Genomic DNA, 13,757 nt, shown 5'->3' with positions numbered 1-13,757 from the left:
ATTCGAGCCCCGTTCGCGGGCTCGCCGCCCCCGTCGGCAGGCTCACCGCAAGGCGGGAACCGCGTGCACGGGCCCCGGTGGGCCGCCCGCCGGAGCCTCCGCCCGGGCGACGATCTCCGTCCCCGGGGAGGAATCCCCGAAGGAGCGCAGCAGCGCGTAGGGCACCCGCCCGTCGAGGACCCGCACGACGCCCACACCCGCGTGCAGCGCGTCGAGACAGGCCTCCATCTTGGGCACCATGCCGCCGGTCAGGCCCGGCAGCAGCTCGGCCAGTTCACCCGCGGTCAGCCGCGGGACCACCTCGGTGTCCGTGGGCCACGACCGGTAGAGGCCGGGGACGTCGGTGAGCATCAGGAGCACGTCGGCGCGCAGCGCCCCGGCCACCGCGGCGGCGGCCGTGTCGGCGTTGACGTTGTAGACGTTCCCGTCCTCCCCCCGGGCCACCGAGGACACCACCGGGATCCGGCCGTCCGCCAGCAGGGTCGACAGCAGCGACGGGCTGACGGACGAGACCTCGCCGACGAGGCCGATGTCGACCCGCTCGCCGTCCACCACCGCGTAGCGCTTGCGGGCGGTCATGGTGTGCGCGTCCTCGCCGGTCATCCCGACCGCGAACGGACCGTGGGCGTTGATCAGGCCGACCAGCTCCCGCTGGACCTGGCCCGCCAGCACCATCCGGACGGCCTCCATCGCCTCGGGCGTGGTGACCCGCAGTCCGGCGGTGAAGGAGGAGGTCAGCCCGAGCCGTTGGAGCTGCGCCCCGATCTGCGGACCGCCCCCGTGCACGACCACCGGACGCAGGCCCGCGTAGCGCAGGAGGACGACGTCCCGGGCGAAGGCCGCCTTGCGCGCCTCGTCCACCATGGCGTTGCCGCCGAACTTCACCACGACCGTGGAACCCCGGAAGCGCCTCAGGTCGGACAGGCACTCCTGGAGGCCGGGCGGGCGCCGCCCGGCTCCGACTCCGACTCCGCCGGACCTGCCAGGACTCACACTGCCTCTGCCCACCAGTCCCACGCGTCCTTCGTCTCAACTCGGCCGTTCCGGCTGCCCTGTGTTCCACCAGCCCACCGGGTCGCGGTGGGGGAGGCGAGTCCCCCGGCTCGGCGCTGGTTAGGCAAGGTTGACCTTACATCGCCCGGTCAGCGCCGTCACGACCGCGGCACCCGCCGACGGCGAGGTTCCGCCACCCCTCCCGGACCGCCCGGAGCGGGTCCGGCCGCGCACTGACGGACCGCCAACAACCGCGCCCGAAGGGCTTTCCGGGGCCGCCGACGAGCCCTCGCGCAAGCCCGGAACGGTCACGGAAATCGGCCAATTTAGGATAGGCTCACCTAACCAAAAATCATGGCGGGCAGCGCCCGCCCCAGCCCGGCCGAGGAGTGCACCGCAGCTGTGAACCCCCTCCCGGGCGCCCCGCCCGGCGCCCTGCCCCCCGGCCGCCCGACCCGGAGAGCCCGCGCCCGTGCCGCCCGACCCGGCGCGGCTCGTCCCCGGCCTGCGGATCGGCGACCGGGGCGCTGCTCCGGATCCTCGTGTTCGGCGGCGGGCCCTTCGCCGTCGCGCTCGGCGCGGTCGGGGGCGGGTTCGCCACCGCCCTGACGGTCCACCTGCTCGCCTACCGGCGCGGCGTGCAGGGCTACCGGCCGATCGTGGTCGGGATCGCCGCCGGGGCGCTGCCGAGTTCGGTCAACGCCTACCCGATGGTCGAGGCGTCGATCGACGAGGCGCAGGCCGCGACGGTCTGGCCCACCGGCTCGCTGGAGCGGGGCGGAGGCGGAGGCGGAGGCAGCCGCGTCGACGGAAGCGGCGGACACGACGGTTCACGCCGCGCCCGTCGGCAGTGCATGGCGCCCGGTCCCCCACGGCCGGGCGCCACGGACCTTCGGCCCCTCAGGGCCGCCAGCAGCCGAGGGCGCGCAGCCTCGGCTCCTCGCCCCGCATCAGCCCGAGGACGACGCCCTCCCGGCCATGCCCCCTGGCATCCTCCACCCCCCGAGAAAGTCAGGCGAGCCTAACCTCTCCTGACGGGGGCGTGCGTCTGCCCGGCAGCGCTCCGAAACACCACCTCCGCGCCCTTCGCGCGCCGGAGCCGCCCCCACCCTGCGGCTCGCCCCCGTTCGGACCAATCGGCCGACAATTGGCCCGAACGGTGCTCTCGTGAGGAGGCATCACATGAACGCCCCTCACCGGAGGTTCAGTTGTCACACCCCCACCCCACCCACCCCACCCGCCGCACGCTGGCGGCGGCCGTCGCCGTCGCCTCGGCCGCCTGCGTGCTCGCCGCCCCCGCCGCCTACTCCCGCGGCACCGAACCCGCCCGGGGCAACCGCGCCGCGATCACCATCGTGGAGAACCGGCTGCCCTTCACCACGCGCTTCCAGGGCGACTTCCACGGGTCCGTCACCCACATCAGCAACTCCCTGATGACCTGCGACGAGACCAAGCCCCCCGTCGACCCCGCCCAGCCGCCGTGCGAGGACGCCCGCACCGGGGCGGGCAGCAGGCCGATCAACAACAACTACCAGATGCGCTACATCAACATCGACCCCGGCAGCATCGGCCCGCTCGGCGACGCCATCTACTCCGCCAGCTCCGCCGACCTGCAGCTGCCCGTCGGCTCGGTCGTGAAGTACGCCCGCCTGTACTGGGGCGGCACCCGCGGCATCGGCGACGTCGTCCTGCCCGAGAGCCAGATCGACGAGATCTACCTCAAGTTCCCCGGCGACGGCCAGTACACCAACATCGCCAACCAGCAGCCCTCCATCGGGTACATCACCACCGACGAGGAGAGCAGCTACCAGGCCTCCGCGGACATCACCGCCCTCGTCAAGCAGCACGGCACCGGCACCTACACCGCCGCCAACATGGACTCCGTCGTCAAGCCGCACAGCTGGGGCGGCTGGACCATCGTGGTCGCCTACGAGGACCTGTGCGCGCCGCTGCGCCACGTCCACCTCTGGGACGGCTTCCAGCCCGAGCTCCCCAACAGCCCCGCCCTGTCGGGCACGCTGACCGGGATCAGGACGCCGGCCAACGGCCCGGTCACCGGACACCTGGGCTGGGTCGTCTACGACGGCGACCACAAGTGGACCGGCGACACCATGGACATCAAGTCCACCAACGGCCCGCTGACCCGGTTCACCGACGTCAACCACCCGGCCGACGACGCCTTCAACTCCACCATCGACAACCCCAACCCCGCCCAGCGGTTCCCCCGCAACCCGGCGCCGCGCAACAACTTCGGCTACGACGCCAACCGCTGGACCGTCTCCCCGTTCCTGCGCAACGGCGACACCGACGTCACCGTGACCGTCAACACCCAGGGCGACGGCTACAACCTGGGCGTCTTCTACGCCGACATCGACCTCGACGCCGACGCCGTCCGGACGACCGCCCCCGCACCCAGCTCCACCTGGACCGGCGGGAAGGCCACCGGCGGGAAGGCCACCGGCTCCGCCCGGTAGCCGCCCGGCGGTGGACCACCGGTGTGCCGCGGGTCGCCTCCCCGGAGGGCGACGACCCGCGGCACCCAGCAGGGCGGGGCGGGCCGGCCGGGCCGGTCCCGCCCCGCGGCGCGTCCGGGCGCCGCTCCCCCGCCCCACCGCCCGCGCTACCGCCCGGCGGGCACCGGCGGCTTCGCCACGGTGTCGGTCCACTCCTCGGCGAGCAGGCCGAGGACGACCTGGTCGCTGAAGGAGCCGTACGTCCAGGCGGAGCGCCGGAGCGTGCCTTCGAGGGCGAAGCCGGCCCGGGTCGCGGCGGCGATCATCGGCAGGTTGTCCGCCAGGGTGTCGACCTGCAGGCGCTGCAGCCCGCGGACGGTGAAGCCGTAGTGGCAGAGCAGGGCGACCACCTCGTGCGCCAGGCCGCGGCCCCGGAAGCCGGGGAGCAACGCGATGCCGAGGTGGGCGGTGCGGTTGTGGGTGTCGATGCCCCACAGCAGCGCCTCGCCCGCGAGTTCGCCGGAGGACCGCTCCACGACCGAGAAGCAGGCCGCCTCGTCGCTGGGGGCGGCCACGGCGTACGGCGACGCGACGGCACCGGGCGAGAGGGGCTGCCAGGGGCGGGAGTCGGCCCGGGAGCGCGTGGGGACGTCGTCGTACAGCTCGGCCTGCAGGACCGGGACGTCGCCGTCGTGCCGGGCGCGGAGGGTGATGACGGGGGTTTGTAACATGTCACATTGCTAGCAGGGGACGATGCGGCCCGGCAACCGAATTAGCGCCCTGAGCGAGCACGCACCCGCCCACTGGCGCCGGCCGCCGCACCTCGGCCGCTCCTTCCTTTCCGTCACCCGCCGTCATCAGCCTGCGGGGGCGGCTTTCCTGACACGGAGTCGGAGCCGGAAGCCGGACGATCACCCCGGTCTGCACCCCGACATGCCCGCGTCACCGGCCCCGCAGACCCCCGGCTAGGGTGTGTGATCGTGAGTCTTCATGTGGTTGTCGGATACGGGCCCGCGGGGGCGGCCACCGCTCGGCTGCTTGCCGAGCGGGGTCATGAGGTACGTGTGGTCACCAGGTCGGGCCGGCCGCCGGAACCCGGCATCGAGCACGTGGCACTGGACGCCGCGCTCCCCGAGCGGCTGACCGACGTCGCCCGCGGCGCCGCCGCCGTCCACAGCTGCGCCGCACCGCCCCTGCACCGCTGGACGACCGACTGGCCGCCGCTGGCCTCCTCGCTCTGCACGGCGGCCGAGGCGACCGGGGCCGTCCTGGTCATGCTGGGCAACCTCTACGGCTACGGCCCGGTGGACCGCCCGCTCACCGAGGACCTGCCGCTCGCGGCGACCGGCCCGAAAGGGCGGGTCCGGGCCGCGCTCTGGGAGCAGGCTCGGGCCCTGCACGAGGCGGGCCGGATCAGGGCGGTCGAGGTGCGGGCCTCGGACTTCTTCGGCCCCGGCGTGACCGACGGCGGCCACCTGGCCTCCCGGGTCGTGCCGCGCCTGCTGGACGGCAAGGCCGTCACCGTGCTCGGTGACCCGGACACGCCCCACAGCTGGACCTACCTCCCCGACACCGCCGCGGCACTGGCCGAGGTCGCGGGCGACGAACGGGCCTGGGGCCGGGCCTGGCACGTGCCGACCGCACCCCCGCTGTCGATCCGCGGGATGGTCGACCGGCTCGCCGCCGAGGCGGGCACCGGCCCCGTGGCGGTCCGGCGGCTCCAGCCGGCGGTCCTGGGCCTGGCCTCGCTCTTCTCGCCGCTGCTCCGCGAACTGCGCGAGGTCCGCTACCAGTTCGACCGCCCGTTCGTGATCGACTCCGCCGCCTACGAGTCCGCGTTCACGCTGCGCGCCACCCCGGTCGAGGAGCAGCTCCGGGCCACGGTGGAGTGGTGGCGCCGGCAGGCCGCCGCCCCGGCGGCGCGTGCCTGAGTCCGACCGCCGAGCGCCCTGACCACTCGGGCCGCCCTGTCCGTCCCGACGGCGCCGCCCGCCGCGCCGCCCGCCGCGGTGCCGGCCCACGGAGGTTCCGTGGGCCGGCCCCCGGCTCCGCGCCGGGTCCGCGCCGGGTTCAGGCGGACTCGATGCGCTCGACGATCTGCTCGCACAGCTCGTGGGTGCGCAGCGCGTCGTGGGCGTCGAGGGTCTTCCCGGCACGGACCGCGTCCAGGAAGGCCAGCACGACCTGCTCGATGCCGCGCTGACGGGCCACCGGTACCCAGTCGCCGCGGCGGCGCACCGTCGGCTGGCCGCGGTGGTCGATCACCTCGGCGAGGTTGTGGACCTCGCGCTTGGAGTCGCCGCCGGACACCTCCAGGATCTCCTCGGTGGAGCCGGAGGCCCGGTTCATGATGCCCAGCGCCGTGAAGCCCTCCCCCGCCAGCGTGAGGACGACGTGCTCGACCCGGCCGTCGCGCACCCGGGAGCGCACGTCGACGTGCTCGATCTCGCCGGGCACCAGGAAGCGCAGCACGTCCACGACGTGGATGAAGTCGTCGAAGACCATCGACCGCGGCTCCTCGGGCAGGCCCTCGCGGTTCTTCTGCAGCACGATCAGGTCGCGCGGCCGCTCCTTCGCCTGCACGTAGGCCGGCGCGTGGCGGCGGTTGAACCCCACCATCAGCGAGCGCCCCGTGCGGTCGGCGAGGTCCACCAGCCGGCGGGAACCGTCCAGGGTGTAGTCCAGCGGCTTGTCCACGTACACGTCGACACCGGCCGTCAGGAGCTGCTCGACGATCGGGACGTGCTGGGCGGTGGCCGCGTGCACGAACGCGGCCCGGATGCCGCTCGCGATCAGCTCGCCGAGGTCGGTGAACCGGTGCGCCGGGTCGATGCGGTGGGCGTCGCCGATCCGGTCCAGCTTCGCCCGGTCCCGGGTCATCAGCCGCAGGTCCAGGCCCGGCAGGGCGGTGAGCACCGGCAGATAGGCCTTCTGGGCGATGTCGCCTAGGCCGATCACCCCGACCGGCAGCACGGCGTCGGGAACGGTGGTCTCACTCATGGGATCTCCTGCCACGGGACGAACGATCATCAGGCGGACCCCACCCTACGAGCCGCACCGGCGGCCGGACCAGGCAGCCGGCCCCGCCGGTGCTCCGCCCGGGGCCGGTGCCGGCAAGGCCGATCGGGTGGCGGCCGCCGTGTCCGGGCGCGGTCGGCGGGCGGCACCGCGGGACATGCGGTTCAATCCCACATGCCCCGGGCGTTCGACCAGAGAGGCTCCGGTGACCGACGAAGAGATCCTCCTGGGCATCGCCCTCACCGTTGCCCTCGCCACCGGCTCGCAGATCCTGGCGAACAGACTGCACGTCCCCGCCCTGATCGTGCTGCTCCCGGTCGGATTCACCGCCGGCGCCCTGACCGACCTCATCCACCCCGGGCTGCTCGTCGGAGCGGACTTCCCCGCGCTGGTGTCGCTCTCCGTCGCCGTGATCCTCTACGACGCCGGCCTCGGGCTGAACCTGCGCAACCTCACCGGCCGCACCCGGGGGATCGTCACCCGGCTCCTGATCATCGGCATCCTGGTCACCTTCTTCGCCGTCTCGGGCATCGGCCCCGCGCTGTTCGGCATCCCGCTGCGGGTGGCGGCGATGATCGGCGTCATCCTCGTCGTGTCCGGGCCCACCGTCGTGGGGCCGCTGATGGAGTTCGTCCGCCCGACGGACCGGGTCCGGCGCATCCTGGTCTGGGAGGGCACGCTGACCGACCCGATCGGCGGCATCCTCGGAGCCGTCGTCTTCCACGCCGTGGCGACCTCGGGACGGATCGACATCGGGCGGGGCTACCAGATCGGGCAGTTCCTCCTCAGCATGGCCGTCGGCCTCGCGGGCGGCGCCGTCGGCGCCGTGCTCCTCTGGTCGGCGCTGCGCGTGCTCCGACTCGGCGAGACGCTCGGCACGCTGGCGCAGCTGGCGACGGTCGTGGTCGTCTCCGCGGGCTGCGACATCGTCCGCGACGACACCGGCCTCATCGCCGCGATCGTCACGGGACTCGCCCTCGCCAACCTCCCCGGCCTGGACATGCCGGCCCGCAGGCCGTTCTTCGGGACACTCGTCCAACTGATCATCGGCCTGCTGTTCATCTCGATCTCCTCCGCCGTCACCCCCGCGTCCGTGACGCCCGTGCTCGTCCCCTCGCTGATCCTGATCGCGGTCCTCGTCCTCCTCGTCCGGCCGCTCGTCGCGTTCGCCTCGTCCCGGGGCTCCGACCTGACCGTGGGCGAATGGGGCTTCGTCGGCTGGATGGCTCCGCGCGGCATCGTCGCCGCCTCGACCGCGTCCGCGTTCGCCGCCACCCTCGTGGAGAAGGGCCTGCCCGGCGCCGCCAAGATCCTTCCGATCACCTTCCTGGTGATCGTGGGAACGGTACTGGTGTACGCGCTGACCGCCGCCCCCGTGGCCCGGCGGCTCGGGGTCGTCCGCCCCTCCCGGACCCGGCCGCTCCTCGTCGGCGGCGACCCGTGGGTGGTCGGCCTCGGCAAGGCCCTGGAGTCCGCGGAACTCGACGTGCTGATGTGGGCCGGGCTCGACGAGGAACGCGAGCGGATCACGGCCGCCGGCATCGAACTCGCGCGAGGGGAGATGCTGGCGACCGCGACCAACCCGCGGGCGCGCCTGGAGGGCGTCACGGCGGTCTTCCTGCTGACCGACGACGACGACTTCAACGCGCTCGCGTCCGTCGTCGTCAAGGACAACGTCGAGGGGCCCGTCTACCGGGTGGGGCCGCCGCAGGGGAGCCACGGTGTGGTCGCCCCCTACACCGGGGGCGACATCCTCTTCGGCCGCGCACTCGTCCGGCACAGCCTGGCGGCCCGCTACGCGCGGGGCGACCGCTTCCACCTCCAGCCGGCCTCCCGGCCGATCCCGCCGGACCACGACGTCCTGTTCCTGATCCACGAGGACGGCAAGCTGGACCCGGTCACCGAGTTCCGGCCGGCCAGCCCCCGCCCGGGCGACACCGCCGTCCTGCTGGGCCCCGCATGATGTCCTGGGCAGCCCGCTTCCGGCTGCGGCAGTACGCCAAGGCCAGCCTCTGGATCGTGCCGCTGTTCGGCCTCGTGCTCGGCGTCGCCCTGGCCGAGGCGGCGGCCGCCGCGAACGGCGCGTCCTGGCTGCCGCAGACCTGGGACTACTCGGCGACGACCGCGAGCAGCGTCCTCAGCTCCGTCGTCGGCTCGATGATCGCGCTGCTGGGCTTCGTCGTGACCATCGGCGTCCTGGTGATCCAGCAGGCCACCGGAACGCTGTCCCCGCGCTACATGCGGCTGTGGTACCGCGACCGGCTGCAGAAGGCCGTACTGGCCACGTTCACCGGCACGTTCGCGTTCGCCTACACCCTGCTGCGGAGCATCGAGACGGACTCCGTCCCCGACCTCGGGGTGACCCTGGCCGGCGTCGCCGTCTCCGTGAGCCTGCTGCTCCTGCTGATCTACCTCAACCGCTTCACCCACAACCTGCGGCCGGTGGCGATCGCCGACATCGTGGGACGCATGGGCGAACGGATCCTCGGCCACGAGGCGGCGGAGGTCCGCGACTCCGCGGCGGACGGTGCCGGGCCCGCCCTGCCCTCCGGTCCGGTGACCCGCATCCGCTCCGAGCGCGGCGGAGCCCTCCAGGCCTTCGACGCGGCCGGGATGATCGCGCTGGCGACCCGTCACGACTGCGTCCTCGTGCTGGCCGCCTCGGTCGGCGACTACCTGCCGCCGGGCGCCACCGTCGTCGAGATCCGCCACGGCACCTCCGCCCCCGACCCGGGCCGGGTCACCGGGCTCCTCGCCCTCGGGCCCGAGCGGACCATCGAACAGGACCCGGCGTTCGCGCTGCGCATCCTCGTCGACATCGCCGTCCGCGCGCTCTCACCCGCCGTCAACGACCCCACCACCGCCGTTCAGGTGCTCAACCACATCGAGGCGTTCCTGCACGCCGTCGGCCGGGTCGGGCTCCGCAGCCGCTACGTGTTCGCCGACGGGCGCGGAGAGCCCCGGCTCGTGGTCCCGGGCCGGACCTGGGAGGACTACCTCCAGCTCGCCGTCACCGAGATCCGCGAGTACGGCGCCGGCTCCTTCCAGATCTGCCGACGGCTCCGCGCCGTGCTGGAGGGCCTCCTCGTGGCGGTACCCGCCGACTGCCGGCCCGCCGTCCACACCGAACTCGGCCTCCTCGCGGAGGCGGTCGACCGCGAGTTCGCCGACCCCCCGCGCCGCGTCCGGGCCCGGACCGCCGACCCGCAGGGCATCGGCGGCGGACCGCGGACGGGCGACGCCCCGTAGGACGCCGCCCGGTACCACGGGTCGCGGCCGCTCTCCCCGGCGCTACTCCCGCGCCCGCTGCCGGTCGATCGCCTCGTCCAGCGTGGATGCCGCCATGATGAGCGACAGGTGCGTGAAGGCCTGCGGGAAGTTGCCGAGCTGCTCGCCGCTCGGGCCGATCTCCTCGGCGAACAGGCCCACGTGGTTGGCGTAGGTGTGCATCTTCTCGAAGGTGTACCGCGCCGGGCGGACGCGGCCGGCCCGCGCGAGGGCGTCCACGTACAGGTAGGTGCAGAGGCTGAAGGTGCCCTCCGAGCCCCGCAGCCCGTCCGGCGACGCGGCCGGGTCGTAGCGGTACACGAGGCTGTCCGAGACGAGCTTGCGCTCCATCGCGTCCAGCGTCGACAGCCAGCCCGGGCTCTTCGCCGCCAGGAAGCCGACCCGCGGGATCAGCAGCAGGGAGGCGTCCAGCACGTCGCCGCCGTAGTGCTGCACCAGGGCCTCCTCACTCCGGCTCCAGCCCTTCTCCATCACCTGCTCCAGGATCGTGTCCCGGGCGTGGCGCCAGCGCGGGATGTCGGCGGGCCGGCTGAGCTCGGTCGCCAGGCGCATGCCGCGGTCGAACGCCACCCAGCACATGACCCGGCTGAAGGTGAAGTCCTTGCGCCCGCCGCGCGTCTCCCAGACGCCCTCGTCCGGGCGGTCCCAGTTGTCGGCCAGCCAGTCCAGCGTCCGGGCGAGCCCCTTCCAGCCGTGGTAGCCCAGCTCGACACCGATGTCCATGCCCTCGGCCAGGGCGTAGAGCGACTCGCCGTAGATGTCGAGCTGGAGCTGGTCCGCGGCGGCGTTGCCCGCCCGCACCGGCCTCGACCCCCGGTAGCCCTCCAGGTGGTCGAGGACCTCCTCGGTCAGGTACGGGTCGCCGTCGACCCGGTACATGATCTGCAGGCGCTCGCCGGGCAGGTCCGCCCGGTCGTGCATCCGGTCGCCCAGCCACTTGGTGAAGGCCGACGCCTCCTCGGCGAAGCCGAGGTCGAGCAGCGCTCGCACCGAGAGCGCACCGTCCCGGACCCACGAGTACCGGTAGTCCCAGTTGCGCTCGCCGCCGACCTGCTCCGGCAGACCCATGGTGGCGGCGGCCACCGGCGCGCCGGTGGGGTGGTAGGTGAGGAGCTTGATCGTGATGGCGGAACGGTTCACCATCTCCGCCCAGCGCCCCCGGTAGTGCGAGGTGTGCAGCCACTTCTGCCAGAAGTCGACCTCCTCCCACAGCTTCCCCGTGATGCCCTCGACGGTGAGCGGCGGCGGCGCACCGGCGTCCGCGCCACCGGTGGTGAACACGGCGGCGGCGGACTCCCCGATCCCGAGGGTCACGCTGCCCTTCACGTCCTGCCCGTCCCGCTCCAGCGGGAAGCTCGCCTGCAGGTGGCCGGTGATCCCGGGGCCGCGGAAGACCGCCTCCCGGGAGCCGAGTTCGAGTTCGTGCCCGGCCCGCCCGTAGTCGAACCGCGGGCGGCACTCCAGGACGAACCGCACGGTGCCGCGCACGGCCCGGACCACCCGGATCAGACTGTGCCGGTCGGTCGCGGTGCGGTTCGTGTTCGCGGGCATCCAGTCGAGGACCTCGCCGACGCCCTCCGGCGACATGAACCGCGTCACCAGCACGGCGGTGTCCGGGTAGTAGAGCTGTTTGCAGGACACGTCCGCGTGCTCCGGCGCCAGCCGGAAGTACCCGCCCCGGTCGTGGTCGAGCAGTGCGGCGAACACGCTCGGCGAGTCGAACCTCGGCGAGCAGAACCAGTCGACCACGCCCTGGGACGACACCAGGGCGGCGGTCTGGAGGTCGCCCACCAGTCCGTGGTCGGCGATCGGGGGGTAACGGTCCATGGGCGTCCAATCCCGGAGGGGCGAGGGCGTGTCCGGTGGCCGGCACGCCGGGTGGAGGGCGCGGCCGACCCGCCGCGGGCGAGGCGGTAGGGGCGACGTGGGGCGGGCGACGTGGGGCGGGTGCGGCGACGCGGGTGCGGCGGTGGGGCCCGTACGCGTCCGCGCCCGCGTCCGTGCCCGCCTCCGCGTCCGCCGTCAGACGATGACGTTGACCGCCCGCGCGATGACCAGGCCGAGCAGGAGCAGGGAGACTATGGACTGGATCCCCATCGCGATCTTGGCCCAGTGCGCCAGCGGCATGACGTCGGTGGGGCTGAGGGCCGTGGAGTTGGTGAGCGCGAGGTACAGGTAGTCGATGTAGCGGGGCCGCCAGTGCGCGGGCGCCAGCGCGGGGCTGAGCTGCTGGGGGAAGGCCAGCCCGGGGATCGGGGGCATGCGGTGGGCCCGGGCCGCCGCTCCACCGCAGTCGAGTTCGGAGTAGAGGAGGGAGAAGGCCAGCACGGTGCCGCCCCAGACGCAGCCGCCGCTCCGCAGCAGCGCGGACGCCGAGTTCGTCACGGGACCGGCGTGCACCAGGTCGTCGACCAGCCGACCGGTCGACCAGATGGCCCCGCACGCCAGCACTCCCACCAGTGCGACGGACACCCCGCGCAGCGCGGCCGAACGGCGGTCGATCCGGCCGGGGTCGGCCACGACCAGCGTCACCAGCAGCAGCCCCTCCAGAGAGGGCAGGACCCAGCGCGGCGCCAGGCGCAGTTCGTCGGGCATGACCAGGGTCAGCGCCATCGCGGCGACCACCGCCCCGGCCATCGGCCACCGGGCGTCGCCGTAGACCTCCGGCTCATCCGGCCCGGCCACAGTCACGTCCTTTCCCACGGCGCCCCCGACCTCGGTGCCCCCGCCCGGCGGCATCCCGCCCATTGTGCAGGCGCACCCGGACGGTGGCAGGCGACACGCACGGGCCGCGGCCTCCGCTCGCCGAACGGCCCCACCTGCGCGGGTGCCTCGTGCCCCTCCCCCGGCGGCCCGGGGGGGGTGCGTCCCCGACCCGCGCGCAACGGCGTTCGCCGTTCCCCGGGCCGCCCCTCCGACGGCGGGACGGCGGGACGGCGGAGCGGGGAGGATCCGGGCGGATCGGGATCGCAACGTGCGCGACCGGCGGCGGTGCTGTCAGGGCGTCGCGGAGGGGAGGGCCGCGCGCTCGCCAGGGGCCGGCTCGTCCCGGCCGGCCGGCGGCCCCGGGTCGGCCGGGTCGGCCGGGTCGGCGGGTGCGCCCAGCTCGCCCAGGGCCGTCAGGACCGCGGCGCGCAGCCGGGGGTTGCCCGCGGCGCCGTCGATCACCGCCAGTGCCTGGCGGAGGCGCTCGGCGGCCTGCTCCGGCCGCTCCTGACGGCGGTGGTGGTCACCGAGGGCGAACAGGGTGAGGCTCTCCAGTGTCGCGTCCCGGGTCGAGCGGTGGCGGTCGAGCGCCCGGTGCAGGTACTCGTCGGCCTCCCCGGTGCGGCCGGTGAACATGGCCACCACACCGAGGTTGGTCCAGCCGACGCCGATCGCCCACTCGTCCCGGTCGTCGTCCGGCTGTGCCTGCAGCAGCGCGAGCGACTGCAGGAAGTACTCCCGGGCCTGCTCGTGCGCACCCGTGTGGTGGTGGTGGACGCCCAGGTTGCCGATCACGTGGGCCTCGCCGACCGGGTCGCCGACCGAGGCCAGCAGTGGGCGGGCCCGGCGGAGTTCGGTCAGGGCGTCGTCGTGGCGGCCGAGCGCGGAGAGCGCGGTGGCGAGGTCGTTCCTGGCGTGGCCCTCGCCGTAGTGGTCACCCGCGCGGTGGGCGGCGGCGACCGCGAGGCGCGCCGCCTCCTCCCAGTCGCCCAGGTGCGGACTGATGAAGAAGTAGCCCCACAGGGCGACCGGAAGACGCCAGGCGAGGTCGTCGAGACCCTGCTCGGCGGCGGTGCGGACGGCACCCAGCAGACGGGTGTGCTCGCTCTCGCACCACTGCCGGGCCTCGGCCGCGCCGGCGAAGCCCGGCGGCTCGTACCAGGGACCGACGGGGGTGAGGGGGATACGACGACGGTGGGGCGTCAGGAGACGCGCGGCCGCGTCGGCGTGGTGCAGGTACCACGTGTAGAGACGCTCACGGGCGGCGGCACGCGCCGCCGGACCCGTCTCGGCGGCCAC

The 13,757-nt window shown here is 74.0% G+C and carries 10 protein-coding genes and 1 pseudogene; 5 read left to right on the top strand and 6 right to left on the bottom strand.

Going from position 1 to position 13,757, the window contains the following annotated elements; translation table 11 throughout:
• Positions 1-42 precede the first annotated feature (42 nt).
• Positions 43-993: an acetylglutamate kinase gene (gene argB / locus AC067J_RS19045; RefSeq protein WP_478300598.1), complete on the bottom strand. Its 951-nt coding sequence runs from the start codon at positions 991-993 to the stop codon at positions 43-45.
• Positions 994-1,382: 389 nt separating this feature from the next.
• On the opposite strand from argB, the gene AC067J_RS19040 reads away from it, so the two are divergent.
• On the top strand, positions 1,383-2,018 hold the full coding sequence (locus AC067J_RS19040; protein ID WP_478300596.1) for an iron chelate uptake ABC transporter family permease subunit: 636 nt from the start codon (positions 1,383-1,385) through the stop codon (positions 2,016-2,018).
• A gap of 183 nt (positions 2,019-2,201) precedes the next feature.
• Positions 2,202-3,467 carry a hypothetical protein gene (locus AC067J_RS19035; protein ID WP_478300594.1) on the top strand — a complete coding sequence of 422 codons (1,266 nt, stop codon included), beginning with the start codon at positions 2,202-2,204 and terminating at the stop codon, positions 3,465-3,467.
• Positions 3,468-3,613: 146 nt separating this feature from the next.
• Here AC067J_RS19035 and AC067J_RS19030 read toward each other — a convergent pair whose 3' ends face one another.
• Positions 3,614-4,177 carry a GNAT family N-acetyltransferase gene (locus tag AC067J_RS19030; protein WP_478300592.1) on the bottom strand — a complete coding sequence of 188 codons (564 nt, stop codon included), beginning with the start codon at positions 4,175-4,177 and terminating at the stop codon, positions 3,614-3,616.
• Between the two features lie 249 nt (positions 4,178-4,426).
• Here AC067J_RS19030 and AC067J_RS19025 point away from each other — a divergent pair, with 249 nt between their 5' ends.
• Positions 4,427-5,377 (top strand): NAD-dependent epimerase/dehydratase family protein, encoded by a 951-nt coding sequence (locus AC067J_RS19025; protein ID WP_478300590.1) that lies wholly within the window; start codon positions 4,427-4,429, stop codon positions 5,375-5,377.
• 139 nt (positions 5,378-5,516) lie between these two features.
• Here AC067J_RS19025 and AC067J_RS19020 read toward each other — a convergent pair whose 3' ends face one another.
• Positions 5,517-6,416: a Gfo/Idh/MocA family protein gene (locus tag AC067J_RS19020; protein WP_478300978.1), complete on the bottom strand. Its 900-nt coding sequence runs from the start codon at positions 6,414-6,416 to the stop codon at positions 5,517-5,519.
• A 253-nt stretch (positions 6,417-6,669) separates the two neighbouring features.
• Between AC067J_RS19020 and AC067J_RS19015 the strand changes: the two genes are divergently transcribed.
• Together AC067J_RS19015 and AC067J_RS19010 are read left to right on the top strand one after the other, a co-directional pair.
• The gene (locus AC067J_RS19015) at positions 6,670-8,427 is read left to right on the top strand and encodes a cation:proton antiporter (protein ID WP_478300588.1); all 1,758 of its coding nucleotides are present in this window, start codon (positions 6,670-6,672) and stop codon (positions 8,425-8,427) included.
• Positions 8,424-9,713, top strand: coding sequence for a DUF2254 domain-containing protein (locus tag AC067J_RS19010; protein WP_478300587.1), 1,290 nt, complete (start codon positions 8,424-8,426; stop codon positions 9,711-9,713). Before AC067J_RS19015 ends, AC067J_RS19010 begins: the two co-directional genes overlap by 4 nt.
• A 42-nt stretch (positions 9,714-9,755) precedes the next feature.
• Here AC067J_RS19010 and AC067J_RS19005 read toward each other — a convergent pair.
• From AC067J_RS19005 to AC067J_RS18995, 3 genes and pseudogenes are all read right to left on the bottom strand, one after another.
• A pseudogene (locus AC067J_RS19005) lies at positions 9,756-11,585 on the bottom strand (glycoside hydrolase family 15 protein); the annotation flags it as partial.
• 189 nt (positions 11,586-11,774) lie between these two features.
• Positions 11,775-12,437, bottom strand: coding sequence for a hypothetical protein (locus AC067J_RS19000; RefSeq protein ID WP_478300585.1), 663 nt, complete (start codon positions 12,435-12,437; stop codon positions 11,775-11,777).
• A gap of 312 nt (positions 12,438-12,749) precedes the next feature.
• A partial coding sequence (locus tag AC067J_RS18995; RefSeq protein WP_478300583.1) for a tetratricopeptide repeat protein occupies positions 12,750-13,757 on the bottom strand: 1,008 nt, incomplete at its 5' end.

This window comes from Kitasatospora sp. NPDC042419 (assembly GCF_056437345.1).
The sequence above is the reverse complement of the archived record's forward strand: the minus strand, read 5'-3'. Positions and strand labels throughout refer to the sequence as shown.

Excerpts from the sequence above, each read along its gene's own strand:
- AC067J_RS19010 (WP_478300587.1), top strand. The coding sequence starts at position 8,424 with ATGATGTCCTGGGCAGCCCGCTTCCGGCTGCGGCAGTACGCCAAGGCC.
- AC067J_RS19030 (WP_478300592.1), bottom strand. The coding sequence starts at position 4,177 with ATGTTACAAACCCCCGTCATCACCCTCCGCGCCCGGCACGACGGCGAC.